Genomic DNA, 26,726 nt, shown 5'->3' with positions numbered 1-26,726 from the left:
GCCTAGGGCCGGCCAGATTATCCATCCAATGGATATTCTGCCTATACATCATTCATGAACCTGAAATTGCATCAGCTGGACATGAACCTGCTGCGCGTATTCGACGCGCTGGTGCAGGAAGGCAACCTGACCCGCGCCGCCCAACGCCTGCACATGAGCCAGCCGGCCGTCAGCAATGCGCTGGCCAGGCTGCGCCGGCAACTGGACGAACCGCTGTTCGTGCGCACCGCGCGGGGACTGACGCCGACCGCCGCCGCCCAGGCCCTGCATGGTCCGGTGCGCACGGCGCTGCGCTTGCTGCAGGATGCGCTGGCGCCGCCGCCGGCCTTCGATCCCGCCTCGGCCGGGCAGCGCTTCAGCGTGGCGATGAACGACTACGCCCAGTGCGCATTGCTGCCCAGCCTGCTGGCCCGCATGCGCAGCCAGGCGCCGGGCGTCACGCTGCACATCCGACCCGACGCGGCCGACGACCTGCCGACCCAGCTGGCCGCCGGCAGCCTGGACCTGGCCATCGACTACCTCCACTTCGACAGCCCCGAGCTCAGCTACGCGCCGCTGCTGGAAGAGCAACTGGTGGTGATCGCCCGGCGCGGCCATCCCGCCATGGCGGACGGACGGCTCGGCATGGCCGGCTACGCCGCCGCCGAGCATGTCACCTTTCCCGACCGCGCCGGCCGCGGCTCGCCGCTGGAGATCGTGCTCGGTTCGGCCAAGCTGCGCCGCCGCAGCGGACTATGCGTGCCGAGCTATATGTGCATCCCGGCCGTGGTCGCGACCTCCGACCTGCTCGGCACCGTCCCGTTGCGCCTGGCTCGGCAGTTCGCCGCCCTGCCCATCGTGTCGGCACCGTTGCCGCTGGCCATGCCGCCGCTGCAGGTCAGCCTGATCTGGCACCACGGCCGCGATGCCGACGGCGGCCTGCAATGGCTGCGCCGCCAGATCGCGGACACCGTCGCCGCGCTGACCGCGCAAGGCTGAGCCGCGCCCCGTCCAGCGACCGCCCATGTCCGGCTCCGCCCGCTCAGGCCGGCCGACGCGGTTCGACCGCCGAGCGTGATGCGCTACCCACAGCTGCGCTGCGCAAGGCTCCGCGCACCTCATACAAATTCAAATAATTCATAAAAACAAACTTCATAATTATTTGAAGTTATTAAACGTGCCGCCAAACAATGTCCGGACCACGCGCAGGCGCATCCCGGCTTCCCCCAGGCCGCCACTGCGACATTCCGTCAACCCGACATTGGATAGGCCCATGAGCACGCAATGGAAGTTCGAAACGCTGTCCGTCCACGCCGGCTATTCGCCGGACCCGACCACCCGGGCCGTCGCGCCGCCCGTCTACCAGACGGTGGCCTATGCCTTCGACAGCGCGCAGCACGGCGCCGACCTGTTCGACCTGAAGGTGCCGGGGCACATCTACACCCGCATCAACAACCCGACCCAGGAGATCCTGGAACAGCGCCTCGCCGCGCTCGAGGGCGGCATCGCCGCGCTGGCGCTGGCCTCGGGCCAGGCGGCCGTTACCTATGCGATCCAGACCATCGCCGAGGCCGGCGACAACATCGTCAGCAGCACGGCCCTCTACGGCGGTACCTACAACCTGTTCGCCCACACGCTGCCGCAGTTCGGCATCGAGACGCGCTTCGCCGACCATCGCGACCCGGCCAGCTTCGACGCGCTGTTCGACGAGCGGACCAAGGCGGTGTTCGTCGAATCGCTGGGCAACCCGGCCGGCAACGTGACCGACATCGCCGCCATCGCCGAGATCGCCCATCGCCACGGCGTGCCGCTGATCGTCGACAACACCGTGCCCTCGCCCTACCTGAGCCGGCCGATCGAGCACGGCGCCGACATCGTGGTCCACTCGCTGACCAAATACCTGGGCGGCCACGGCACCAGCGTCGGCGGCGCGATCGTCGACTCGGGCAAGTTCCCCTGGGCCGAGCACAAGCAGCGCTTCCGCCGGCTCAACGAGCCGGACGTGAGCTACCACGGCGTGGTCTACACCGAGGCGCTCGGCCCGGCCGCCTATATCGGCCGCGCCCGGGTAGTGCCGCTGCGCAATACCGGCGCGGCCATCTCGCCGTTCAACGCTTTCCTGATCCTGCAGGGCATCGAGACGCTGGCGCTGCGGCTCGACCGCATCAACAGCAACGCCCTGGCCATCGCCCAGCACCTGCGCGGCCATCCCAAGGTGAAGTGGGTGAACTACGCCGGACTGGAGGATCACCCCGACTACCCGCTGGCCAGGAAGTACCTGCGCGGCAAGGCCTCGGGCGTGCTCACCTTCGGCATCGAAGGCGGCCGCGAGGCCGGCGAGCGCTTCCTCGACGGCCTCCAGCTGTTCCTGCGCCTGGTCAATATCGGCGACGTGCGCTCGCTGGCCACCCATCCGGCCTCGACCACCCACCGCCAGCTGTCGCCGGCCGAGCTGGCGCGCGCCGGCGTGTCGGAAGAGACGGTGCGGCTGTCGATCGGCATCGAGCATATCGACGATCTGCGCGCCGACCTGGACCAGGCACTGGCGAAGGCCTGAACGCGCAGCGACACGCAATGAAAAGCCCGGCCATGAGCCGGGCTCTTTCATTCACGCCGTCCGGCCGCGACCGGAACGATCGGCGCGACGGCGCTCAGTGATGGTGGCCGTGCTCGCCGTGGACGTGCTGGTGGGCGATCTCCTCGGCCGTGGCCGCGCGCACGTCGACCACCTTGACCGAGAAGCGCAGCGCCTTGCCGCACAGCGGGTGGTTGCCGTCGAGCAGCACCACCGGCCCCTTGATCTTGGTGACGAAGTAGTAGCGCGGCTCGCCGTCCGGGCCGAGCCGCTGGATCTGGCCGCCGACCTTGATGCCGGGCGGGAAGTCGGCCTTGGGCATGGTGGTGACCAGCGCCTCGTCGCGCTCGCCGAAGGCGTCCTCGGCGGCCAGCGCGACGGTGGTCTGGAAGCCGGCTTCCTGGCCTTCGAGCGCCGCTTCGAGCTTGGGGAACAGGTTGTCGTAGTCGCCGTGCAGGTAGGCGACCGGCTCGCGGCCTTCGTCGTACACGAAGCCCTGGGCGTCGGTGACCTTCATGCGCAGGGTGACGGCGGTGTCTTTGGCGATCTTCATAAGTAGTGGGATTGCATGCTTTTGCGGGGGACAGAGGTTCGCCATTCTCCGCGGCACTGTCAACCCGACCGCCCCGCCTGCCGCCGCTCTCCGCAAGAGCTTGATCGAACGGGGATTCTTCGCGACCGGACTGTGCCGGACGCGACACCCGCCCGGCCGGCCGGACCGATTTGATTGGACAGCGAATGCCGGCCACGCATAATATGGTACCGGTAACTTATCGCTTGGAACCTTCCCGCCGCGCCCCTCGCTGCCGACGCTCCGAAGCGTCCGGACGACCCGGCGGCACCCGGAAAACGACATGGCCGACATCCAGCTTTCGCACGTCCGCAAGTACTACGACAACGGCTTCCACGCGGTGAAGGATTTCAACCTGCACATCGCGGACGGCGAGTTCGTGATCTTCGTCGGCCCCTCGGGCTGCGGCAAATCGACCACGCTGCGCATGATCGCCGGGCTGGAGGACATCTCCGCGGGCGAGCTGCACATCGGCGGCCGGCGGGTCAACGACCTGCAGCCCAAGGAACGCGACATCGCCATGGTGTTCCAGAGCTACGCGCTCTATCCGCACATGACGGTGCGGCAGAACATGGGCTTCGCGCTGAAGATCAACGGCGTGGCGCGCGGCGAGATCGACCGCCGCGTCATTGATGCCGCCGCCATGCTCAAGCTCGACAAGCTGCTCGACCGCCGGCCCAAGGAACTGTCGGGCGGCCAGCGCCAGCGCGTGGCGCTGGGCCGCGCCATCGTGCGCAAGCCGGCCGCCTTCCTGATGGACGAACCGCTGTCCAACCTCGACGCCAAGCTGCGGGTCGAGATGCGCGCCTCGATCGCCAAGCTGCGCCGCGAGCTCGGCGTCACCACCGTCTACGTGACCCACGACCAGGTCGAGGCGATGACCATGGGCGACCGCATCGTGGTGATGAAGGACGGCGAGATCCAGCAGGTCGCCGATCCGATCACGCTGTACGAGCGGCCGGCCAACCAGTTCGTCGGCGGTTTCATCGGCTCGCCGGCGATGAGCTTCCTCGGTGGCGACCTGGGCCAGGGCACGGTGCGCGGCCAGGGCTTCGACCTGCGCCTGTCGCCGCGGCTGGCGCAGGCGCTGGCCGCCCGCAGCGCCCAGCCGGTCAGCCTGGGACTGCGGCCCGAGGCGGTCGGCGTGCGCGGCCACAGCGCGATCGCCGAGGACGGCAACGTGGTCGGCGCCCGCATCGAGGTGGTCGAGCCGCTCGGCGCCGAGACGCTGCTGACCGTGCAGGTCGGCGAGGCGCCGATCGTGGTGCGCACCGACGGCCACCTCCGGCCGCGCGCCGGCGACGCGATCGAACTGGTGGTGGACGGCGACCGGCTGCACATCTTCGATCCGCGCACCGAACTGAACATCGGCCTGCATTGATGCGGCACGGGAACGGTAGGATGGAGCATTTGCTTCGACGGATCGGGAACCGACATGGCTGAATCGAACGCCACCATCTACGACATCGCCCAGAAAGCCGGCGTCTCGGTCATGACCGTCTCGCGCGCGCTCAACGGCACCGGCTACGTGGCGGAGAAGACCCGGGCCAAGGTGCAGGCCGCGGCGCAGGAGCTCGGCTACTCGCCCAACCTGTCGGCCAAGGTGCTCAACGGCAGCCGCACCAAGGTGCTGGGCCTCCTGGTCAGCGACATCCAGGCTCAGGCGATGACGGCCATCATCGGCGCCATCGGCCGGGCCGCCAAGGAGGCCGGCCAGGACCTGCTGGTCTACACCACCGCCCAGGTCGGCGGCGAGCAGCCGACCGCGCCGGACGTGATGCGCGTGCTCGGCGGCATCTGCGACGGCATCCTGATGGTGATGCCCGGCACCAGCGAGCAGACGCTGGCCGACATGGAGCGCGGCAGCCTGCCGGTGGTGCTGGTCAACTACTGGCGCACCGACACCGCGCTGCCGGTGGTGCGCGGCGACAACTACCAGGGCTCGCGCGCCGCGGTGAGCCAGCTGGCCGCGCTGGGCCACCGCCGCATCGCCTTCATCAGCGGCTCGCCGCACTCGGGCCAGAGCCAGGAACGCCAGCGCGGCTACCGGGACGCGCTGGCCGCCGCCGGGCTGGCCTTCGATCCGTCCCTGCTGATCGAGGGCGATTTCGCCCAGTCGACCGGCTTCGCCGCCACCCGCGCGCTGCTGGCCCGGCCGCAGCGGCCGACCGCGATCTTCGCCGCCAACGACGAAATGGCCTTCGGCGCGATGGATGCGATCAAGGCGCACGGGCTGCGCATTCCAGAAGACATCTCGGTGGTCGGCTTCGACGACATTCCCTCGGCCAGCCACGCCCATCCCCGGCTGACGACCGTGCGCCAGCCGCTCGACGCGATCGGCGAGGCCGCGGTCAAGCTGCTGCTGCAGCGCGCCGCCGGCGACCGCCAGGGCGCCAGCCGCATCGAATTCCCCAGCTCGCTGGTCCTGCGCGATTCGACCGGCCCGGCGCCCGCCGCGGCCGACCATCCCACCTCCGCCCTGGCCGAGCCCGGGCAAGGATAGCCGCCATGTCCGCCCCCCTTCCCCGCCGCGCCGGCCGGCTCGCCCGCCTCAAGCAGGACTGGCGCCGCAACAAGTGGGTCTACGCCATGCTGGCGCCGGTGATCGGCTACTTCCTGCTGTTCCACTACGTGCCCATGTACGGCACGCTGATCGCGTTCAAGGATTTCGACCCGGCGCTCGGCTTCGCCGCCAGCCCCTGGGTCGGGCTCGACTGGTTCCGCCAGTTCTTCCACGGCCTGTTCTTCGACCGGCTGGTGTTCAACACCCTGCTGCTCAACCTGTACGACCTGCTGTTCGGTTTCCCGGCGCCGATCGTGCTGGCGCTGCTGATGAACGAGCTGACCAGCTCCCGCTTCCGCCGCTTCGTACAGACCGTCACCTACCTGCCGCACTTCATCTCGGTGGTGGTGGTGGCCGGCATGCTGATCGACTTCCTGGCCCGCGACGGCGTGATCAACCAGATCGTCGCCAGCCTCGGCGGCACGCCCGACGCCTACCTGAACAACCCGGACTGGTTCCGCGCCATCTACGTCGGCTCGGAGATCTGGCAGAGCGTAGGCTGGGGCTCGATCATCTACCTGGCCGCGCTGGCCGGCATCAACCCCTCGCTGTACGAGGCGGCCCGCGTCGACGGCGCCAACCGCTGGCAGCAGATGATCCACATCACGCTGCCGGGCCTCGCGCCGGTGATCATGACGCTCCTGATCCTGCGCCTGGGCCAGATGATGACCGTGGGCTTCGAGAAGGTGATCCTGCTGTACAACCCGAGCACCTACGAGACCGCCGACGTGATCTCGACCTATGTGTTCCGCCGCGGCGTGCTCGAGGCCAACTACAGCTATGCCGCCGCCGTCGGCCTGCTCAACTCGGCCGTGGCGCTGACGCTGCTGGTGGTGTCCAACCGGCTGAGCCGCCGCCTGACCGGCAACAGCATCTGGTGAGGCCGAAATGTTAACGATCGCTTCAATGACTTATCGCTGCAGCCGGCCGACGCACCGCCGGCCCGCCGGCGCCTTCGCGGCTGAAGCCGCTCCTACAACTGCCGGCACCGTAGCGGGTGCGAGACCATGACGACCATGACCACTACCGAGACCGGAGCCGAAACCCCGCAGGCCGCCCGGCGCCGCTGGCGGCCGCGCCAGGGCTGGCTCGGCTTCCTGTTCGACTGCGCCAACGCCGGCGTGCTGCTGGCGCTGTGCTTCGTCACCTTCTACCCGTTCTACTACGTGGTGGTCGCCAGCCTCAGCCAGCCGGTGGCGCTGATGGCGCATCAGGGCCTCCTGCTGTGGCCGCAGGGCTTCTCGCTCGAGGCCTTCCAGCGGGTGTGGGACAACCCGATGGTGCGCAGCGGCTACTTCAACACCCTGGTCATCGTGCTCGGCGGCACCTCGCTCAACCTGCTGCTGACCTGCTTCGGCGCCTATGCGCTTTCGCGCCGCCGGCTGGCCTTCGAGACCCCGGCCATGCTGTTCATCGTGTTCACCATGTTCTTCAGCGGCGGGCTGATCCCCAACTACCTGCTGGTGCGCGACCTGGGTCTCTTGGACAGCCGCTGGGCCATCGTGCTGCCGTTCGCCGTCAGCGCCTGGAACCTGATCATCCTGCGCGCGGCCTTCATCGCGGTGCCCAAGGATTTCGAGGACGCCGCCCGCATCGACGGCGCCAACGACTTCACCATCCTGTTCCAGGTCTACATCCCGCTCTGCCTGCCCACGCTGGCGGTGGTCGGCCTCTTTTACGCGGTGGCGCACTGGAACGGCTACTTCTACTCGATGATCTACTTCACCGACCGCGACCTGTTCCCGATCCAGCTGGTGCTGCGCGAGATCCTGGTCACCAACAGCACCGATTCGATGATGACCGGCGCCGCTGCCGGCCGCGAGGCGATCGGCAACACCATCAAGTACGCCACCGTGGTGGTCGCCACCCTGCCCATCCTCGCCATCTACCCCTTCCTGCAGCGCTTCTTCGTCAAGGGCGTGATGCTGGGCGGGGTCAAGGAATAGCGCGCCCGCCGCGTCTCGAGACCGAAGCCATGCCCGCCCACTTCCATCGACCGCCCCGTCTGCTACCGGTAACCGCACTGGCCGCCATGCTGGCGCTGTGGCTGCCCGCCCAGGCCGCGCCCGAGCCGATCGCGCTGCCCATCGTGCGCCAGCCGCTCACGCTGAGCTGGTACGCCAACCTGCATCCCAGCGCCGCCACCTCGCTGCACGACCTGTCCGAGCAGACCGCCTACCGCGAGCTGGCCGAGCGCACCGGCATCCGCGTCGCCTTCCAGCATCCGCCGATCGGCGGCGAGAAGGAGCGCTTCAAGCTGCTGGTGGTGTCGGGCAAATACCCGGACGTGGTCGAGGCCGACTGGGCCGACTACCCGGGCGGGCCGGCCAAGGCGCTCAAGGACGGCATGATCGTGCCGCTGAACGCGCTGATCGCGCACCATGCGCCCAACCTGTCGGCGCTGCTCGACGCCAACCCGGACATCCGCCGCCAGATCAGCACCGACGACGGCACGATCTACTGCTTCCCTATGCTCTACATCGACCCGCGCGTGCGCAACGTGTGGGGCCGCAGATCCGGCAGGACTGGCTCGACAAGCTCGGCCTGCGCCAGCCGACCACGCTGGCCGAATGGCACGCGGTGCTGAGCGCGTTCAAGACGCGCGACCCGAACGGCAACGGCCGCGCCGACGAGATTCCCTATTCGACCTTCACCGTGCCCGGCGTCCGCAACGCGCCCGGCCTGCCGCCGGGGCTCTGGCCCTTCCTCGGCGCCTTCGGCCTCGCGCCCGAGTTCTACCGGTCGGGCGGCCGCATCCGCTACAGCCCGGCCGAGCCGGCCTACAAGGATTTCCTGGCCACGCTGCACCGCTGGTACCGCGAAGGGCTGATCGACCCGGACTACGTGTCGCAGGAGCAGAAGCCGTTCGACACCAAGATGAGCGCCGGCCGCATCGGCGCCTATGCCTTCTTCAACGGCAGCGGGCTGGGCCGCTACACCCTGCTGGCCCGTGCCGGCACGCCCGGCTTCAGGCTGGCCGGCGTGCCCTACCCGCGCGCCGCCGACGGCCGGCGGCACATCACCTATCCGCCGGCGGCGCAGATATTCCGCAACTACGGCGCCGCCATCAGCCGCGCCGACCGCAACGTGGTCGAGACCGTCAAGTTCCTCGATTACGGCTATTCGGCCGAGGGCAGCCTGACGCTGAACTTCGGCAAGCAGGGCGTGAGCTACACGCTGGTCGGCGGCGAACCGCACTACACCGACGCGGTGCGCCGCCATCCGACGCTGTCGGTCAGCGACGCGATCCTGCGCCACGCCCGGCCGCAGTACGGCCCGCTGGTGCAGGACCCGCGCTACCTCGAGCAGTTCTACGCGCTGCCCGAACAGCGCCAGGCGCTGGCCGCCTGGGCCGACGGCGACACCGACCTGCTGCTGCCGCCGCTCCAGGCCGGCGGCCGCAACGCGCGCAAGTTCGCCAGCCTGATGAGCGACATCGAGACCTACGTCGCCGAGATGACCACCAAGTTCATCCTCGGCCGCGAGCCGCTCGACCGCTTCGACGACTACCGCGCCAAGCTCGACCGCGCCGGCATGCAGGAGGCGATCGGCTACATGCAGGCCGCCTACGACCAGTACCGGCGCAAGCCGATCCAGGCCACGCTGCCCGGCCTGCCGTCCGGCAAACCGATTCCCGTCGCAACCGCCGCACCCACCGTACCCGCCGCCGCGGGCCAGTGATCCAGAGGAGCCCCCATGCCCAAGCATTTCCATACCATCGCCAAGCAGCCCGGCCTCAGCGGCATCGAGGACGCCAGTTGCCGGCTGCTCGACTTCGCCAAGCTCGCGCTGGCCGCCGGCCAGTCCCACGAGGACGCGGTGCCGGCCGGCCGCGAGATCCTGCTGGTGATGCTGAGCGGCCGCGCCAAGGTGACCGTCAACGGCCAGGTGTTCGCCAGCGTCGGCGGCCGGCCCAATGTGTTCGCCGGCAATCCGCACAGCGTCTACCTGCCGCGCGGCAGCCAGTACCGCATCGAGGCGCTGACCGCGCTCGAGGCCGCGCTGCCGTCGGCGCCGTCGACGCTCGACGCCGAGCCCTACGAGATCCGGCCCGACCAGGTCCGCACCGGCAGCTGGGGCACGCTCAACTACACGCGCCACTTCCGCGAGATCCTGACCCAGCCCGACGGCCGCCCGGCCGCCGGCCTGATCGTCGGCGAGACGCTGACGCCGTCGGGCAACTGGAGCACCTATCCGCCGCACAAGCACGAGTCGGAGGACGGCGGCGAGGCATTCCACGAGGAGATGTACTACTTCCGCACCTCGACGCCAGAAGGCTTCGGCTTCATCCGCCACTACAGCCCCGAGCGCGATTTCGACGACACCCACATCGCCCGCGACGACACCCTATTGTCGATCCCCTACGGCTATCACACCTATGCCGGCGCGCCGGGCAGCCAGAGCTACTACCTGTGGTTCCTGGCCGGCGACGGCCGACGCCAGGGCGTGAAGCTCGATCCGGCGCTGGCGTGGACGCAGAAGCTGGTGGGAATTGTTTGACCCGGAGCGAGCCCGGCAGGAGCGGCTTCAGCCGCGAACGGGCTGGTGCGGCACGACCGTTCGCGGCTGAAGCCGCTCCTACACGGCGCGTCGCTGCCGTAAGACGCATGACATCGAAAGAAACGCACGCATGCCCCCGACCTCTTCTCCCTGCAAGGCCAGGCCGCCCTGGTCACCGGCGGCGCCAGCGGCATCGGCCAGGCCATCGCCGCGGCGCTGGCGCGCGCCGGCGCCGACGTGGCCGTCACCATCAACAGCCAGCCGGCCGATGCGACGCGCCGTCACGTCGAGGCCGCCGGCCGCAGGCTGCATGAAGTCCGCGCCGACCTCGGCCGGCCCGAGGCGGCCCAGCGCGCGGTGGCCGAGACGGTGGCCGCGCTCGGCCGGCTCGACATCGTGGTCAACAACGCCGGCATCATCCGCCGCGCCGATGCGGTCGAATACGCCGAGGAAGACTGGCGCGCGGTGCTCGATCTCAATCTCGACGCGGTCTGGCGGCTGTCGCAGGCGGCCGGCAGCCACATGCTGGCGCATGGCGGCGGCAAGATCGTCAACATCGCCTCGCTGCTGAGCTTCCAGGGCGGCATCCGGGTGCCGGCCTACGCCGCCAGCAAGCACGCGGTGCTCGGCCTGACCCGCGCGCTGGCCAACGAGTGGGCCGCGCGCGGCGTCAACGTCAACGCCATCGCGCCCGGCTACATCGCCACCGCCAACACCGCCGCGCTGCGCGCCGACGAGACGCGCAACCGGCAGATCCTCGAACGCATCCCGGCCGGCCGCTGGGGCGAGCCGGACGACCTGGCCGGCGCCGCGGTGTTCCTGTCTTCGCGCGCGGCCGACTATGTCCACGGCCAGGTGCTGGCGGTGGACGGCGGCTGGATGGCGCGCTGAAGCGGCCGATCGGCGGCGCCGCCGGGAACAGCCTCGGCCAACTTCGATGCCGACCGGCTCGGCCGCGCTGCCGCCCGAACGCCGGCGCGAGACGGCGCACCGCGACATGCTCGGGCTCTATCGCGTGCCGGAAACGCTGACCGGGCAATTCCCCGCCAGGCTGTTCGAGCGCTGCACCTCCGGCGGCGGCCGGGTTGAACCGGCGGCGGGATGGGATCGGACTGCCGGGCCATGCCTCCTCGCGTCGGACCCGCCATCGGGCGCGGACTCAGGACGGCAGCGGCTCCGCCGGCCACCACACCGCCAGCCAGACGGTGCGCGGCGCGGTGAAGGTCACCCGGTGGCGCCGGTGCGGCGCGATCGGCAGGTAGTCGCCGCGGCGCAGCGCGCGGTCGGCCGCCTCGTCCTCGAAGCGCAGGCCGGCCTCGCCTTCGAGCAGCAGCACCCATTCCCAGTCGTCCTGGTCGTACCACCGGCCGGCGGGCGTCGCCTGTCCGTCCGACACGATGCGCTCGATGCGCACGCCGCCTTGCGACATCAGCGTGGTGAAGATTTCGTCGGGGACGGCGGCGGGCAGGTCGGTGAACAGGTTGTCCATGTCGAAGGCTGTGGCGGGGGAAGGGATTGGGGAAACCTGACAGGAGAGATGCGGGAAGGACAGCGAAATGTGAGAAGAGAAAGGTGAAAGGTGGCCCCCTAGCCCCCCGGATGCGGGGAAGGAACTGCAACACCGGGCCATGACGATCGCTGCGCTTACCCTCTCCCGCCCGGAGAGGACAGGGTGAGGGAGTGGCGGTTCAGGATGAAATGCCGGTCAGCGAATGCTTTACGGTCGCTCCCTCACCCCCGCCCTCTCCCGGAGGGAGAGGGAGCAGGCAGCTCGGTCGGGCGCGACGCATGATGAAATCACCTGCCGCCTGCCGCCTGCCGCCTGCCGCCTCACACCTCACACCTCACACCTCACACCTCACACCTCACACCTCACACCTCACACCTCACACCTCACACCTCACACCTCACACCCTAGGCCGCGCTGAGCTTGAAGAATCCCGACTGCCGCAGCAAAGCCTCGGCCAGGTCGCGCACCTCCTCGGCGGTGGCCGACAGCTCTTCGGCGGTGACGGCGTTCTGCTGCACCGCCTGCGACAGGTAGCTCATGGTGCTGTTGATCTGTAGCGCGCTGCCGGCCTGTTCGGCCGAATTGCGCGAGATCGCATCGACCAGCTCGGCGGTATGGTGGATCGACGGCAGCAACTGGTTCAGCACCTGGCCGGCGCGCTCGGCGGCCTGCACGCTGTCGGTCGCCATGGTGCCGACCTCGCGCGCCGCCTGGCCCGAGCGCTCGGCCAGCTTGCGCACCTCGCCGGCCACCACCGCGAAGCCCTTGCCGTGCTGGCCGGCGCGCGCCGCCTCGATGGCGGCGTTGAGCGCCAGCAGATTGGTCTGGTAGGCGATCTCGTCGACGTAGCCGATGCGGTCGGCCACCGTGCGCATGGCATTCACCGTGGCGCGCACCGCGTAGTCGCCCTCGCCCGCCTCCTGGCTCGACCGCGCGGCGATGTCGGCGGTCCGGCGCGCGTGCTCGCTGTTGGCGCTGACCGCCGCGGCGATCTGCTGCATGGTGGCGGCGGTCTCCTCGATGCCGGCCGCCTGCTCGCTGGTGGCCTGCGCCACCGCCTCCGATGCGGTGCAGACCTGCCGGGCGGCGTCGTGCAGCAGCGCCGCCTCGGCCTGCAGCTCGGCGGCGGTGCGCGCCAGGCTCTCGACCATGTGGCGCATGGCGGCCAGCACGCTGCTGCGGTCGCCCGGCCGCAGCGCGATCGGCTGGTCCAGATCGCCCTCGGCCACCCGCCGGGCGATCGCCTCCACCTCGTCGGGCTCGCCACCGAGGCTGCGCAGCAGCCGGCTGCTGATCCACCACAGCAGCAGCACGGTCAGCAGGCCAACCAGCACGGCGCAGCCCGCGGTGCCGGCCAGCGCAGCGCTGGCGGTCGCCAGCTTGCTTTCGGCGAGCTGGTCGATGCGGCCGAGCAGGCGGTCGTGCAGCGCATGCAGGCTATCGATGCGCGCGCTGGCGATGCCGAACCAGTGGCCCGGATCGATGCCGGCCGGTTCGGCCAGCGCCTGGTCGCGCAACCGGCGAGTCTCGCGGAACGAGCGATCCTCGCGCCGCTGGCGGTAGTCGGCCGCCAGATCGGGCGCGGCGAACAGCAGGAATTCGCGCTCGCAGCCATCCTGCCGCGCCGCCGCCGCCAGCACGCGGTCGCGGCCGCCGGCAGCGAACTGGCCGGCGCTGAGCACGCCGTTGAGCATGCCGCGCTCGCGCGCCGATTCCTCCTTGAGGCAGAGCAGCGCCAGCAGGGCCATCTCGTCGCGCAGCAGTTCGGGCTCGCGCGTGCGCCGGGCCGCCTCGCCAGCCAGGCCGAGCAGGCCGGCGATCTGTTCGCTGTAGCCGTCGAAATTGGCCACCGCCGTGCCGGCCGCGACCGCGCCGCCGTCGGCCGCCTGGCGCAGCCGCGCCACCGCCTGGTCCAGTTGCTCCGGCACCGCCGCGCCGCCCTGGCGCTGCAGCGCGGCCAGCGCCTGGTCGGAGGCGCCGCGCGCCTGCGCCAGCAGGCCGCCGGCGTCGCCGGCGCCGGCCAGCTTGCCGGCGGTGCGGCCGCGCTCGGTCTGCAGCGCGTGGGCGGCCAGGCTGCTCAGGCGGATCAGCACCACCTGGTCGCGGGTTTCGCGCATCGCCGCGACGGTGCCGGCGGCGTCGTATACCACCGCGGCGGCCATCGCGACGAAGCCCGCCATCGGCACGCCGGCCAGCAGCGCCAGCCGGGTCCGGAAACTGATTCTGGCCATCGGGGTTCTCCGTACCGGCCGTCAGGCGAGCCGGAAGCGGCCGACGATGCCGGCCATTAGGCCCGACAGCTGGCTCAGGTTGTGCGCCAGCTCGGCGGCCTGCTGCACCGCGCGGCTGTTCTCCTCGGTCATCTGGGCGATGCGCTCGATCGCCTGCGCCACCGTCTCGCTGGCGACCTTCTGCTCGCCCATGGCGACCGCGATCTCGCGCGCGGCGTCGAGCGTGCCGACGGTGCCGCCGTGGATCTGGCCCAGCGCGGCCGACACCTCGCCGACCAGGCCGACGCCCTGCTCCATGCGCTCGCTCGATTCGCGCATGGCACGCGCGGCCGAGTCGGTATCGGAACGGATCGCCGCCACCAGCTGGCTGATGTCGCGCGTCGCGTTGGCGGCGCGCTCGGCCAGCTTGCGCACCTCGTCGGCCACCACCGCGAAGCCGCGGCCCTGCTCGCCGGCCCGCGCCGCCTCGATGGCGGCGTTGAGCGCCAGCAGGTTGGTCTGGTCGGCGATGTCGCGGATGGTGCCGACGATGCCGTCGATCTGGCTCGAGCGCTGCGACAGCTGGACGATGGTGCCGGCCGCGTCGCTGACCGCGCTGTCGACGCGGCGCATCTGGTCGGCCGCGGCGGCGGCCACCTCGCGGCCGCGCACCGAGCATTCCTGCGCGTCGTGGGCCTTGACCTCGCTCTCCTGGCTCGAGGCCGCCATGGTGGCGATGCTGACGGTGACCTGCTCGACCGAGGCGGCGATGCCGTTGACCGATTCGGCCTGGCTGTGAGTGGCGGTCGAGACCTGGTCGGTGGTGTCGGCCAGCGAGCCCGAGGCCCGCGCCACCGCGTCGGCGCACTGGTCGACCTCGCGCACAGTGCGCTGGAAAGTGTCGACCAGCGCATTGAAGGCCCCGGCGATGCGGGCGATCTCGTCGTTGCCCTGCACCTGGGCGTGCAGGGTCAGGTCGAGCGAGTCGCGCAGCCGGCTCATCAGCGATTCGACCTGGGCCACCGGCCCGGCGATCGCCTGAGCGATGCGCCAGGCCAGGAACACGGTGAAGGCCAGCACCGCCAGCGCCACCGTCAGGCTGGTCCACAGCACGGTACGCGCGGTGGCCAGCTCGCTCTCGGCCTCGCTGCGGATGTCGGCCAGCAGCGCGTCGCGCACCGCCAGGAGGCCGTCGAGCCGCTGCGAGGCGGTGGCGAACCACTGTTTGGGATCGACCCCGAACTGGCCATCGGCCGCCTTGTCCTGCGCCAGCTGGCGCAACCGGCGCGTCTCGGCGAAGGCCGGCTCCTGGCCGCGCTGGCGGTAGGCGTCGATCACCGCCGCCTCGGCCAGCGCCAGGAACTGCTGCTCGCAGCTCTCCTGCCGCGCCACGGCGGCGGTCAGCCGGGCCTGGGCGGCCGGCGCGAACTGGTTGGCGGTGAACACTCCATTGAGCAGGCCGCGCTCGCGCGCCGACTGTTCCATCACGCACAGCAGCGCCACCAGCGACATGCCGCGCCGCATCAGGCCGGCGTCGGCGGTCTCGCGCGCCACCGTCTGGGCCAGGCCCGACGCCTCGCCGACCCAGCCGCTGTAGCGGTCGAAGGCCTTGGCCGGCTCGATCGACCTGCCGTCGACCTCGCCGCGCAGCGCGGCGAGTCCGCCGAGCGCCTGCTCGGAGGCCGCCAGCGCCTCGCCTACCCGCTCCGGCAGCGCGGCGCCGGCGACGAACTGCTGCAGCGTGGTGCGCGCCGCGTCGGTCTTGCCGCGCGCGGCGGCCAGCGCCGTGCCGTCGGCGCCGCCGGCGGCCAGGAAGCCGGCGGTATTGCCGCGCTCGCCCTGCAGCGCGTGGGCGAGGTTGCCGGCATGGCCCAGCAGTCGGGTCAGCGTCACGGTGGCGCCCATCGCGGCGGCGCCGGCGGCGTTCTTCCAGACGATGGAACCGGCGGCGACGAGCAGGGCTGCGAGCGGGACGGCCACCACGAGGGCAAGCTTGGTCCGCACGCTGATGGAAGCGAGAAGGGACATCGGGATTCCTCCAGTCGAACGCGAACGCCGCGGCGTTCCGATTTGGATACCGGTCACCCTCGGCAATCGCTCCCAGGGACGATTGCGGCCTTCTTCGATCCGGGCATTCGACGGGGTCGGCGGAGCTGCTTAGAAATATATAGGCCGTCCAGCCGGCGTCGCCCAGCTGTCATCGCCGGGACACGGCCAGCCTGCCGAGCATCGGGACGCCGCGGCCCGGCCACGGCCAACGACGAGCGGCCCGCCGGATCCGATCCGGCGGGCCGCGGCGGGCGGGAAAGCGCGCCGCCGCCGCGCCGCTACAGCGTGACCTCGAACACCGCGCCGGCCAGCGGCTCGGCCGCCAGCTGCGCGTCGCTCAGCCATTTGCGCGCACTGGTGACGAACAGCCGCTTCTCGTCCGCGTCGAGCACGCAGCTGGTGATCTGCGAGGCCGGCAGCTCGATGCTGCGCAGCAGCTCGCCGGCCGGGCTGAAGCGGCCGACCCGGCCGGCGCCCCACTGGGCGATCCACAGGCAGCCGTCGCGGTCGGTGGTCATGCCGTCGGGCAGGCCTTCGCCCTCGCCGAACTGGCGCCACAGCCGCCTGTTGCCCAGCGTGCCGGAAGGGTCGAGGTCGTAGGCGTAGACGCGGCCCAGCCAGCTGTCGTTGTGATACAGGGTCCGGCCGTCGGGGCTGAAGGTCGGGCCGTTGCAGACGTGGTAGCCGTCGTCCGCCACCATCCACTGCCCATCCGGATCGAGCCGGTACAGCCGGCCGTCGGGCCGGCTTGGATCGGGGTCGTTCATCGAGCCAGCCCAGATATGGCCCCAGCGGTCGAGCTTGGCGTCGTTGAGCCGCAGCTCGGGCCGATCGGCATGCGGCCGCGCCAGGTATTCGATCCGCACCTCGGGCTCCAGCCACAGCAGCGCGAAGCCGTCGCACAGGCCGGCGACGAAGCATCCGCCGTCCGGGTGCGGGATCAGCCAGCCGATCTCGGCCGGCATCGGCCAGCTGTGGCGCGTGCCATCGGCGAGGTCGAGCGCATGCACGGCCGGCGCCTTGATGTCGACGAAATAGAGCCGCTGGCGCGCTTCGATCCAGGCCGGCCCCTCGCCGAGCAGCGCCCGGGCCTCCCACAGGCAACGTACGGTACTCATGTCCACCCCGCATCGATGACGAATTCCTGGGCGGTGATCATGCGGCTGTCGGCCGCCGCCAGGAACAGCGCCAGGTTGGCGACGTCGGCGCCGTGGATGCGGCCGGGCAGGCAATGGTTCTCGTCCATCGCCCGCTCGCCGGCGGCGTCGACCCAGTTGTCCAGTTGCCGCTCGGTCATGATCCAGCCCGGCGTCAGCGTGTTGACGCGGATGCCGTCGCCGCCGAACTCGCGCGCCAGGCTGCGGGTCAGGCCGGTGGTGGCGGACTTGCAGGTGGCGTAGGCGGCGTAGCCGGCGACCTTGTTCTTCCAGCTGGTCGAGCCGAGATTGACGATGGCGCCGCCGCCGCGCCGGCGCATCGACGGGATGACGGCCTGGGCGGCGAAGAAATGCGCCTTGAGGTTGATCGCGACGCGCTGGTCGAAATACTCGGGCGTGACGTCGAGGAAATCGTGGCGGTCGTCGTTGGCGGCGTTGTTGACCAGCACGCCGATCTCGCCGAAGCGGGCGACCGTCTCGGCCACCGCGGCGCGCAGCGCCTCGACGTCGGCCAGATCGGCCGCGATGAAGTGCGGCGGCACGGCGGTGCCGGGCACGCTGGCGACCACCTTGGCGGCCGAGGCCGCGCTGCGGCCGACGAAGGCCACGCGGGCGCCCTGGCGGGCGAAGGCGGCGACGATGTCGGCGCCGATGCCGGAGCTGCCGCCGGTGACCAGCACCACCTGGTCGCGCAGGCTGGGGTAACGGGCGTAGGCGTCTGGGTTCATGGAAACTTCCAGGTCAGGTTAAAAGCCCTGCAGGAGCGGCTTCAGCCGCGAAAGCGCCGGTGGCTTCCCGCCATTCGCGGCTGAAGCCGCTCCTACGAGGACATCAATGCAAGAACGTCAATGCGACTCGCGCGGCACCGCGCTGCCGCGGCAACCGACCAGGAAATCGAGGTCGGCGCCCTTGTCGGCCTGCTGCACGTGGTCGAAATACAGTCTGGCGTAACCCGAGGCCGGCGGGGTCGGCGCCTGCCACTCGGCGCGGCGGCGCGCCAGCTCGGCGTCGTCGACGTGCAGGTGCAGCCGGCGGCCGGCCACGTCGACGCTGACCAGGTCGCCGTCGCGCACCAGCGCCAGCGGCCCGCCGGCGGCGGCCTCGGGCGCGGCGTGCAGGATCACCGTGCCGTAGGCGGTGCCGCTCATGCGCGCGTCGGAGATGCGCACCATGTCGGTCACGCCCTGGGCCAGCAACTTGGGCGGCAGGCCCATGTTGCCGACCTCGGCCATGCCCGGATAACCCTTGGGGCCGCAGTTCTGCAGCACCATCACGCAGCTCGCGTCGATGTCGAGCAGCGGGTCGTCGATGCGCGCCTTGTAGTCCTCGATGCTGTCGAACACCACCGCGCGGCCGGTGTGCTGCATCAGGTCGGGACTGGCGGCCGAGGGCTTGAGGATGGCGCCGTCCGGCGCCAGGTTGCCGTGCAGCACGGCGATGCCGCCGCTGGCCACCAGCGCATCGTCGAGCGGCCGGATCACCTGGTCGTCGAAGCACTCGGCTTCCATCACGTTGTCGCCCTGGGTCGCGCCGTTCACCGTCAGCGCCTCGCGGTGCAGCAGGCCGGCCTCGGCCAGCCGCCGCAGCACCACCGGCAGGCCGCCGGCGTAGTAGAACTCTTCCATCAGGAAACGCCCCGACGGCAGCAGGTCGACCAGCGTCGGCACCTCGCGGCCGAGCCGGTCCCAGTCGGCCAGGCTCAGCTCGACGCCGACGCGGCCGGCCAGCGCCAGCAGGTGCACCACCGCATTGGTCGAGCCGCCGATCGCGCCGTTGGCACGGATCGCGTTCTCGAACGCCGGCCGGGTCAGGATCTGCGACAGCCTGAGGTCGCTTTCGACCATCTCGACGATGCGGCGGCCGGTCAACTGGGCCAGCGCGTGGCGGCGGCTGTCGACCGCCGGGATCGCCGCGTTGCCGGGCAGCGAGACGCCGAGCGCCTCGACCATGCAGGCCATGGTCGAGGCGGTGCCCATGGTCATGCAGTGGCCGGCGCTGCGCGACATGCAGCTCTCGGCCTGCATGAACTGGTGCTCGGTCATCTGGCCGGCGCGCACCGCCTCGCTGAACTTCCACACGTGGGTGCCCGAGCCGATGGTCTCGCCGCGGTAGCGGCCGTTCAGCATCGGCCCGCCCGACAGCACGATGGTCGGCAGGTCGACGCTGGCGGCGCCCATCAGCAGCGAGGGCGTGGTCTTGTCGCAGCCGACCAGCAGCACCACGCCGTCGAGCGGATTGGCGCGGATCGACTCCTCGACCTCCATCGCGGCGAGGTTGCGGAACAGCATCGCGGTCGGCCGCAGATTGGTCTCGCCGAGGCTCATGGCCGGGAACTCGAGCGGCAGGCCGCCGGCCTGCAGCACGCCGGCCTTCACCTTGTCGGCCAGTTGGCGGAAATGGGCGTTGCACGGCGTCAGCTCGGACCAGGTATTGCAGATGCCGATCACCGGCCGGCCGTCGAAGCTGTCGGGCGCGAAGCCCTGGTTCTTCATCCACGAGCGGTGGATGAAGGCGTCCTTGTCGGTGCCGCCGAACCAGTGCTGCGAGCGGCGCTTCTTGGAGTCGGATGACATGCGGTACGGACCTCGGTCGGGTTGGGCCCGCCGCAGCGGCCGGCTGCGAGGGGCGGGGCATGAAAAGGCGGCAGGCCGCGGGGGCCGCCGCGAACGCTCCGGATGAAGAGAGGAGTGAAGAGGGTTCGGCCCGCTGGGCCGGCCCGCGGGTCAGGCCCGCCAGGCCGGTGCTCCGGCAGGTCCGCAGTGCCGCCGTCCAGCGGATTTCGCTGCGCGGCAGCCTGCCGGCTAGCGGGCTTGCCACGATCTGATACCGGTAACATAATTCAATTCGAAGCCAAAGGGCAAGCCGGAAGATCCTATTCCTCGGCCTGGCGTAATTCGAGAAAGCGGGAGAATGCGATGCAGGTGATCGGGATCGATTGGGGCAGCAGCAACCGCCGCGCCTACCGGGTGGCGCGCGACGGCACGCTGCTCGAGAAGCGCGAGGACGGCCAGGGCGTGCTGACGGCGGCGCAGCAGGATTTCGCCGCCTCGCTGCACGGCTGGATCGGCGACTGGCTGGCGGCCGGCCCGGCCGAGGTCTGGCTGTCGGGCATGATCGGCAGCCGCAGCGGCTGGCGCGAGGCGCCCTACCTGCCGGCGCCGGCCGCGCTCGACGCGCTGGCCGCCGCGGCGCTGCCGCTCGGCGACGGCCAGCGCATCGTGCCCGGCATCTGCCAGCGGCCGCCGCAGGGCCCGGCCGACGTGATGCGCGGCGAGGAGACCCAGCTGCTCGGCGCCTGGCGGCAGGCCCGGCGCGACGGCTGGTACCTGCTGCCCGGCACCCACAGCAAGTGGGTGCAGCTCGAAGGCGGCCGCGTGCTGCGCTTCCGCAGCTTCATGACCGGCGAGCTGTACGCCCAGTTGCGCGCCCACGGCGCCCTGGCCGCCTGCGCCCAGGGCCCGGACGACCACGATGCGGCTTTCGATGCCGGCCTGCTGCAGGGTATGGAAGAACCCATCCTGTCGGCGCTGTTCTCGATCCGCGCCGGCCTGCTGCTCGACGTCTGGCCCGCGGCCGAAGGCGCCTCGCGGCTGTCGGGCCTCTTGATCGGCGCCGAATGGGCCGCCGCCCGCCGGCTCGGCGCGCTCGGGGCCGGCCCGCTCCACCTGGTCGGTTCGCCGGCGCTGGCCGCGCGCCACCGCCGCGCCGCCGACGCGCTCGGCATCGAGACCGTCGTGCTCGATCCCGACTCCTGCTATCGCCACGCGCTCGCCGCCCTCGCCCATGACCACGCCCGCTGATTCCTCGCCGTTCGACCCGGCCGCCGCCCATCCGCCGCTGGTCGCCATCCTGCGCGGCCTGCCGCCGCCCGACGCCGCCGCGATCGGCCTGGCGCTGTACGAGGCGGGCTTCCGCCTGCTCGAAGTGCCGCTCAACCGCCCCGGCGCGCTGGAGGCCGTCGCCGCACTGGTCGCCGCCCTGCCCGGCGACGCCTGGATCGGCGCCGGCACGGTGCTGCAGCCCGAGCAGGTCGAGGCGGTGGCCGGCGCCGGAGGCCGGCTGGTCATCTCGCCCAACTGCGATCCGGCCGTGATCGCCGCCGCGCGTGGGCGGCAGCTGTGGTCGCTGCCCGGCGTGGCGACGCCGTCCGAGGCCTTCGCCGCGCTGCAGGCCGGTGCCCACGCGCTCAAGGCCTTCCCGGCCGAGGCGATCGCGCCCGCGGTGCTGAAGGCCTGGCGCGCGGTGCTGCCGATGTCGGTGCCGGTCTACCCGGTCGGCGGCATCGTGCCGGCCAATATGGCGGCCTACCGTGCGGCCGGCGCCAGCGGCTTCGGCCTCGGCGGCGCGCTGTACCAGCCGGGCGACCCAGCCGCGGCGGTGGCCGCACGGGCGCGCGCCTACGTCGCGGCCTGGGCCGCGGCGAAGCGGGATTGAGGCGGGAGGACGGATCGGCGGCCGCGGCGGCGCTCAGCGCGCGTCTTGGCCGAGGCGGGCGTTGCCGCCGATCTCGTCGCGCAGGTCGTCCCACAGCGCCGGGTCGTCGAGCGGCGTCTCGGCCGGCAGCGTGGGATTGGGGATGCGGAACAGCCGGCGGCCGTTCAGCTTGACGCCGCCGAGCACGTCGCGCTTGTAGACGCGGTAGCGGCGGTCGAACTCGCCCGAGCGGATCAACTGGCGCAGGCCGTCCTCGATGCGCTCGCCGAGCCGGCGACCGGCCTCGTCGGGCGCGACGAAGAAATAGCGCGGCAAGGGGTAGTAGAGCAGCAGCTGGCGCTCGATCGCCAGGCCCGGCAGCTGCGGCGCATGGCTGGCCAGCTCGGCCGCGATCTCGTTGGCGCCGCGCGAGAACAGCGCGAAGCGGCCGGCGCGCAGCATGCCGAACAGGCCGGCGTAGCCGTCGCCGGTCACCACCTCGAAGCCGGCCGCGCGCAGGATGCCGACGTCGGTCCAGCGCACTTCCTGGCCGATGCTGAAACGCCGCAGCGCCGCCAGGTCGTGCACGCCGTCGAGACGGGCCTGGGTCGGCTGCATGATCAGGAACAGCCGGTAGCCGGTCAGCCCCTTGTCGAGCGGGATGCGGATCGGCCGCAAGGTCTTCTCCAGCTCGACGCTGGTGGTACGCACCAGCACGGTCGGCGCGTGGCCGGCCAGCATCTCGGCCGTGGCGCGCGCCGCGTTCATCGGCAGGTCGTGCCGCTCCAGCACGTAGTCGCCCCACTTGTCGCGGGTCGCCTCCAGCGCGGCCGCCAGCAGCGACTGGTAGTACTCGTAGCGCTTGTCGGCCGCGCCCTCGGGCGCCGGCAGCACGTAGCGCATCGGCTCGGCACCGGCGAGACCGGCAGCACTCGCGACGAGGAGCAGCAGGCGGAGGATCAAGCGACGCATGGTCGGGCACGGACGGACGGGATGGGCGTGCTCCAGCATAGCCCGGCCGCCGCCGCCGGGGCGACCGTCCTGCGACAGGCCGTCCCGGTCATGCCGCACCGGCGCGGCGACGGCCGGCCGCCAGCAGCGCGTCGACCAGCAGGTCGAGGTCTTCCGCCCGCGTACGGTGGTTGACCAGCGCGACGCGCACCGCCAACTGGCCGCGGATGGTGGTGGTCGACGGCACCGCGATGCCGGACTCCTGCAGGTCGGCGACGAGGTCGGCGTTGAACCGGTCGAGGTCGCCGCCCGCCGCTTCGAAGCGGAAACACACCACGTTGAGCGCGACCGGCGCGACGCGGCGCAGCTCCGGCTCGGCATCGACGCGCGCCGCCAGCCGGCGCGCCAGCGCGCAGTTGCGGGCGATCACCTCGCCGAGCTTGTCGGCGCCATAGGTCCGGATCGTCATCCATACCTTGAGCGCCCTGAAGCCGCGCGACAGGTCCGGCCCGAAATCGGTCGGCCAGGGCTGGCCGGCGGCCAGGCCGCGCGCCTCGCGCCGCAGGTAGGCCGGCACGGTGGCGAAGGCGGCGGCGTGCGCCGCGGCGTCGCGCACCACGATGCAGCCGGCGTCGTAGGGCACCTGGGCCCATTTGTGGAAATCGAAGGCGACCGAATCGGCCTCATCGAGCCCGGCCAAGAGCGGCCGCTGCTCGGGCGACAGCATGGCCAGCGCGCCGAAGGCGGCGTCGACGTGGAACCACAGCCCCTGCTCGCGCGCCACGCGGGCCAGCCCGGCCAGCGGATCGATCGCACCGGTGTCGACCGTACCGGCGCTGCCGACCAGCAGGAAGGGCTGCAGCCCGGCGGCGCGGTCGGCCGCCAGCGCCTCGGCCAGCGCATCGAGCCGCATGCGGTGGTCGTCGTCGCAGGGGATCAGCCGCAGCGCGGCGGTGCCGAAACCGGCCATGTCCATCGCGCGCGACACGCAGTTGTGCGCCTCGGTCGAGGTGTAGGCCACCAGCGGCCGGCCGGCCAGGCCGTCCTGCCGCACCGCGCGGCCGAGCGCGCGGGTGCGCGCCACCAGCACCGCGATCAGGTTGGCCAGCGAGGTGCCGGTCACCAGCACGCCGCTGGCATCGAGCGGAAAGCCGAGCATCTCGGCCGCCCAGCGGATCACCTGGCGCTCGACCTCGATCGGCGCATGGTCGCGGCCGCCGAGATTGGCGTTCATCGTCGCGGCCAGCAGCTCGGCCAGCACCCCGACCGGGTTGCCGGCGCCCTGCACCCAGCCGAGGAAGCGCGGATGGACGTTGCCGACCACGTAAGGCTGCACCAGGCGCTGGAAATCGGCATAGACCTCGGCCAGCTCGGCCGGCGCCTGCGGCAGCGGCTGGCGCAGCTCGGCTCGCAATTCGGCCGGCATCGGCTGCCATACCGGCCGCTCGCGCAGGCCGGCCATGAAGTCGGCCATGTCGTCCACCATGCGGTGGCCCAGTTCGCGGAAGGCCTGCCAATCGGTCGGATCGAGGCTGTCGGCTTCGGGCTGGAAACGGGCGGGCGTGCTCATGGCGGGAACGTCGTGAAGTGAAGATAAAGAAGGAAGGCCGCGGCGGCGGCCGGCCGTGAGTCTACCGTAGCGGCGCGGCCGCAGCGGCTGTCATGCGCCATCCATGACAATGAAATAGCTCGATCGATTTATTGAAATGACAGGAGGCTAGCATCGGCGGTTTTCGAACCCCACGGAGCCTCCCCATGTCCCATCCAGCCAAGACCTCGGCCCGGCTGGCCCTGCTGCCCCTGGTCGTGCTGCACGCGCTGGCGCTGACCGCCTGCAACGCCGACGGCGAATCGCTCGGCGACGGCCCGATCCTGGCCGGTCGCGCGGTGCTGCCGGCCAACACGCTGGCCGCCGGCCCGACGTCCGGCCAATACCTCGCGGGCGACCTCAACGGCCAGGCCCCCCCGTTCGCCGGCCAGCCGGTGCAGGGCTTCTCGGCCGCGCTGCGCAACGCCGACGGCAGCTACCTGGCGATGGCCGACAACGGCTACGGCGCCATCGAGAACTCGGCCGACTTCAACCTGCGCGTCTACACCGTGCGCAGCCGGCCGGTCACCAACGGCGGCGGCGACGGCAGCGTGGCGGTCGAGGGCTTCTTCGAGCTGCGCGACCCGGACCGCAAGATCCCGTTCGCCATCGTCAACCAGTTCAGCGCCGGCCGCGTGCTGACCGGCGCCGACTTCGACATCGAATCGATGCAGCGGGCGCCCGACGGCAGCCTGTGGTTCGGCGACGAGTTCGGCCCCTTCCTGCTGCATGCCGATGCGCAAGGCGTGCTGCTCGAAGCGCCGATCGCATTGCCCGATTTCGAGAACCCCGGCCGCGAGATCCGCTCGCCGCAGAACCCGTACAACGAGGAAGCCAGCGCGCTGCGCATCATGAATGCCGCGCGCGCCCATGCGCAGGCCCACGGCGGCCGCACGCCGGTGTTCTCGCCTTACTCGGTGATGCTCAAGTACGACACGGGCGGCGTGAAATCGAGCCCAGACGCCCATTACGCGCGCGGCGCCAACACGCCGGCCGGCCTGGTGCCGGCCGCCTCCGACGTGTTCGACCTCGCCTCGCTCAAGAGCGCCGGCTTCCCGGTAGTGGCCTGGACCGTCAACGACAAGGCCAAGATGCTCGAGCTGATGAAGGCCGGCGTGAACGGGCTGATCTCGGACCGCTCCGACCTGCTGCTCGAAGCGGTGCGCGAATTCGACGCCAACGGCGACGGCCGGCCCGGCGACTATCTCGACGCCGACGGCCTGATCGACATCCGCAAATTCGACGCCCAGGGCCACCGCGGCAGCCGCGACCTGCGGCCTGAGAACACCCTGCCGGCCTTCGAGGCCGCGCTCGACAACCTGATGACGACCATCGAGACCGACACCGGCCTGAGCCGCGACGGCGTCTCCATCATCAAGCACGACCCCTACGTCGAGACGCAGAAATGCCGCCGCACCGACGGCCAGCCCTACGACCAGCCTGCCCAGGAAGTGCTGATCAAGGACCTGACGCGCGCCCAGATCCAGGCCGGCTATATCTGCGACAAGCTGTTCCGCGGCCCGAGCCAGCGCAACGACGCGGCGCTGTCGCCGGTATCGGCCGCGCTGGCGGCCAGCAAGGGCTACGTCAGCCCCTATGTGCTGCCGACCGCCCAGGACCTGTTCGACCTGGTCGCCGCCTACGTCGACTACTACGAGAACGGCGCCGGCCGCAGCCACCCGGCCGCGGCGCTGCGGGCCAGGAACGCCAGGCGCGTGCGCTTCAATATCGAGACCAAGCTCAACCCGCGCAGCGATGCCGACGGCCACGGCAAGGTCTACCGCGAGCGCACCGCCGGCTTCGAGCAGATCGCCGACGCGCTGGCCGGCGTGATCGTCGCCAACGGCATGCAGGCGCGCGCCGACATCCAGAGCTTCGATTTCCGCACGCTGTTCCGCGTGCAGGAGAAATTCCCGGCGATCCGCACCGTCTACCTGTTCGGCGACTTCCCGATCTTCGCCGGCGCCGGCAGCGACGACGGCACCAACCTGCAGGACGAGGCCGGCCGCAACACCGCCTGGCTCAACGGCCTCTACTGGCCCTACCGCAGCACCGTCGCCACGACCCCGTTCCGCGCCAAGCGCTCGGGCGGCTTCGAGGGCATGGCGCTGTCGAGCGACGGCAGGAAGCTCTACCCGCTGCTCGAGGGCACGCTGGCCGGCCACGACGACAAGACGCTGCTGATCCACGAATTCGACCTGGCCAGCCGGCGCTACACCGGCAAGTCGTTCAAGTACCGGCTCGACGCGCGCGGCAGCAATATCGGCGACTTCGTGCTCTACAACGCGAGCGAGGGCATCGTGATCGAGCGCGACAACAGCCAGGGCGATCCGAAGGGCTTCAAGAAGCTGTTCAAGGTCGAGCTGGGCCAGGCCGGCGGCTATGTCGGCAAGACCGAGCTGGTCGACCTGATGGCGATCCGCGACCCGTTCGGCCTGTCGGGCCAGGGCGGCAACGGCGACGTCGGCCTGGGCCGCACCTTCGCCATGCCGTTCAACACCATCGAGGACGTGGTGGTGCTCGACGCGCAGACCTTGCTGGTGATCGACGACAACAACTATCCGTTTTCGGTCGGCCGGCATGTCGGCAGCAAGCGGCCGGACGACAGCGAGTTCGTGACGATTCGGCTGCCGCGGGCGTTGCGGCTAGATCGCTGATTG

At 71.0% G+C, this 26,726-nt stretch carries 22 protein-coding genes and 1 pseudogene; 14 read left to right on the top strand and 9 right to left on the bottom strand.

Going from position 1 to position 26,726, the window contains the following annotated elements:
* Window positions 1–54: 54 nt before the first annotated feature.
* Together bsrA and H9L41_RS05085 are read left to right on the top strand one after the other, a co-directional pair.
* Window positions 55–978 (top strand): LysR family transcriptional regulator BsrA, encoded by a 924-nt coding sequence (bsrA, locus tag H9L41_RS05090; RefSeq protein ID WP_028447996.1) that lies wholly within the window; start codon window positions 55–57, stop codon window positions 976–978.
* 274 nt (window positions 979–1,252) lie between these two features.
* Window positions 1,253–2,536, top strand: coding sequence for an O-acetylhomoserine aminocarboxypropyltransferase/cysteine synthase family protein (locus H9L41_RS05085; protein WP_028447997.1), 1,284 nt, complete (start codon window positions 1,253–1,255; stop codon window positions 2,534–2,536).
* A gap of 94 nt (window positions 2,537–2,630) precedes the next feature.
* Here the strand turns inward: H9L41_RS05085 and H9L41_RS05080 are convergent, their stop codons facing one another.
* Window positions 2,631–3,107: an FKBP-type peptidyl-prolyl cis-trans isomerase gene (locus H9L41_RS05080; protein WP_028447998.1), complete on the bottom strand. Its 477-nt coding sequence runs from the start codon at window positions 3,105–3,107 to the stop codon at window positions 2,631–2,633.
* Between the two features lie 301 nt (window positions 3,108–3,408).
* Here H9L41_RS05080 and H9L41_RS05075 point away from each other — a divergent pair, with 301 nt between their 5' ends.
* From H9L41_RS05075 to H9L41_RS26025, 9 genes and pseudogenes are all read left to right on the top strand, one after another.
* Complete coding sequence (locus H9L41_RS05075) at window positions 3,409–4,506, top strand: ABC transporter ATP-binding protein (RefSeq protein ID WP_028447999.1); 1,098 nt, start codon at window positions 3,409–3,411, stop codon at window positions 4,504–4,506.
* A 54-nt stretch (window positions 4,507–4,560) separates the two neighbouring features.
* Window positions 4,561–5,628, top strand: coding sequence for a LacI family DNA-binding transcriptional regulator (locus H9L41_RS05070; RefSeq protein ID WP_051319399.1), 1,068 nt, complete (start codon window positions 4,561–4,563; stop codon window positions 5,626–5,628).
* A 5-nt stretch (window positions 5,629–5,633) separates the two neighbouring features.
* The gene (locus H9L41_RS05065; protein WP_028448000.1) at window positions 5,634–6,569 is read left to right on the top strand and encodes an ABC transporter permease; all 936 of its coding nucleotides are present in this window, start codon (window positions 5,634–5,636) and stop codon (window positions 6,567–6,569) included.
* A gap of 126 nt (window positions 6,570–6,695) precedes the next feature.
* Window positions 6,696–7,634 (top strand): carbohydrate ABC transporter permease, encoded by a 939-nt coding sequence (locus H9L41_RS05060; protein ID WP_211236938.1) that lies wholly within the window; start codon window positions 6,696–6,698, stop codon window positions 7,632–7,634.
* A gap of 29 nt (window positions 7,635–7,663) precedes the next feature.
* Complete coding sequence (locus tag H9L41_RS05055) at window positions 7,664–8,275, top strand: type 2 periplasmic-binding domain-containing protein (RefSeq protein ID WP_187523698.1); 612 nt, start codon at window positions 7,664–7,666, stop codon at window positions 8,273–8,275.
* Window positions 8,191–9,369, top strand: a complete 1,179-nt coding sequence (locus tag H9L41_RS05050; protein WP_187523697.1) for a type 2 periplasmic-binding domain-containing protein — start codon at window positions 8,191–8,193, stop codon at window positions 9,367–9,369. The genes H9L41_RS05055 and H9L41_RS05050 overlap by 85 nt, the downstream gene beginning before the upstream one ends.
* Before the next feature lie 15 nt (window positions 9,370–9,384).
* Window positions 9,385–10,188: a 5-deoxy-glucuronate isomerase gene (iolB, locus tag H9L41_RS05045; protein ID WP_028448002.1), complete on the top strand. Its 804-nt coding sequence runs from the start codon at window positions 9,385–9,387 to the stop codon at window positions 10,186–10,188.
* A gap of 150 nt (window positions 10,189–10,338) precedes the next feature.
* Entirely contained in the window at window positions 10,339–11,079 is a 741-nt protein-coding gene (kduD, locus tag H9L41_RS05040) for a 2-dehydro-3-deoxy-D-gluconate 5-dehydrogenase KduD (protein ID WP_187523869.1), read from the top strand.
* Window positions 11,030–11,221, top strand: a pseudogene (locus H9L41_RS26025) (hypothetical protein); the annotation flags it as partial. The gene kduD and the pseudogene H9L41_RS26025, both read left to right, overlap by 50 nt.
* A gap of 126 nt (window positions 11,222–11,347) precedes the next feature.
* Here the strand turns inward: H9L41_RS26025 and H9L41_RS05030 are convergent.
* The 6 genes from H9L41_RS05030 to araD all read right to left on the bottom strand — a co-directional run bounded on the left by H9L41_RS05030 (window position 11,348) and on the right by araD (window position 19,687).
* The gene (locus tag H9L41_RS05030; RefSeq protein WP_028448004.1) at window positions 11,348–11,677 is read right to left on the bottom strand and encodes a cupin domain-containing protein; all 330 of its coding nucleotides are present in this window, start codon (window positions 11,675–11,677) and stop codon (window positions 11,348–11,350) included.
* A 425-nt stretch (window positions 11,678–12,102) separates the two neighbouring features.
* Entirely contained in the window at window positions 12,103–13,929 is a 1,827-nt protein-coding gene (locus H9L41_RS05025; protein ID WP_051319401.1) for a methyl-accepting chemotaxis protein, read from the bottom strand.
* A 21-nt stretch (window positions 13,930–13,950) separates the two neighbouring features.
* Window positions 13,951–15,936 (bottom strand): methyl-accepting chemotaxis protein, encoded by a 1,986-nt coding sequence (locus tag H9L41_RS05020; RefSeq protein WP_028448005.1) that lies wholly within the window; start codon window positions 15,934–15,936, stop codon window positions 13,951–13,953.
* 299 nt (window positions 15,937–16,235) lie between these two features.
* Entirely contained in the window at window positions 16,236–17,075 is an 840-nt protein-coding gene (locus tag H9L41_RS05015) for an SMP-30/gluconolactonase/LRE family protein (RefSeq protein WP_051319402.1), read from the bottom strand.
* Window positions 17,072–17,842, bottom strand: a complete 771-nt coding sequence (locus H9L41_RS05010) for an SDR family NAD(P)-dependent oxidoreductase (RefSeq protein ID WP_051319403.1) — start codon at window positions 17,840–17,842, stop codon at window positions 17,072–17,074. The genes H9L41_RS05015 and H9L41_RS05010 overlap by 4 nt, the downstream gene beginning before the upstream one ends.
* Before the next feature lie 117 nt (window positions 17,843–17,959).
* Window positions 17,960–19,687 (bottom strand): L-arabinonate dehydratase, encoded by a 1,728-nt coding sequence (gene araD / locus H9L41_RS05005; RefSeq protein WP_028448007.1) that lies wholly within the window; start codon window positions 19,685–19,687, stop codon window positions 17,960–17,962.
* A gap of 342 nt (window positions 19,688–20,029) precedes the next feature.
* Between araD and H9L41_RS05000 the strand changes: the two genes are divergently transcribed.
* On the top strand, window positions 20,030–20,914 hold the full coding sequence (locus H9L41_RS05000) for a 2-dehydro-3-deoxygalactonokinase (protein WP_028448008.1): 885 nt from the start codon (window positions 20,030–20,032) through the stop codon (window positions 20,912–20,914).
* Window positions 20,898–21,548 carry a 2-dehydro-3-deoxy-6-phosphogalactonate aldolase gene (locus tag H9L41_RS04995; protein ID WP_051319404.1) on the top strand — a complete coding sequence of 217 codons (651 nt, stop codon included), beginning with the start codon at window positions 20,898–20,900 and terminating at the stop codon, window positions 21,546–21,548. Before H9L41_RS05000 ends, H9L41_RS04995 begins: the two co-directional genes overlap by 17 nt.
* A 33-nt stretch (window positions 21,549–21,581) precedes the next feature.
* Here H9L41_RS04995 and H9L41_RS04990 read toward each other — a convergent pair whose 3' ends face one another.
* Both H9L41_RS04990 and H9L41_RS04985 read right to left on the bottom strand, forming a co-directional pair.
* On the bottom strand, window positions 21,582–22,499 hold the full coding sequence (locus H9L41_RS04990) for a transporter substrate-binding domain-containing protein (protein ID WP_051319405.1): 918 nt from the start codon (window positions 22,497–22,499) through the stop codon (window positions 21,582–21,584).
* A gap of 88 nt (window positions 22,500–22,587) precedes the next feature.
* The gene (locus H9L41_RS04985; protein ID WP_028448010.1) at window positions 22,588–24,048 is read right to left on the bottom strand and encodes a pyridoxal phosphate-dependent decarboxylase family protein; all 1,461 of its coding nucleotides are present in this window, start codon (window positions 24,046–24,048) and stop codon (window positions 22,588–22,590) included.
* Between the two features lie 185 nt (window positions 24,049–24,233).
* Between H9L41_RS04985 and H9L41_RS04980 the strand changes: the two genes are divergently transcribed.
* Complete coding sequence (locus tag H9L41_RS04980) at window positions 24,234–26,723, top strand: esterase-like activity of phytase family protein (protein WP_084300596.1); 2,490 nt, start codon at window positions 24,234–24,236, stop codon at window positions 26,721–26,723.
* Window positions 26,724–26,726: the final 3 nt, after the last annotated feature.

It is taken from the genome of Chitinimonas koreensis (assembly GCF_014353015.1).
GTDB lineage: Bacteria > Pseudomonadota > Gammaproteobacteria > Burkholderiales > Chitinimonadaceae > Chitinimonas > Chitinimonas koreensis.
This window is presented reverse-complemented; position numbering and strand designations above follow the sequence as displayed.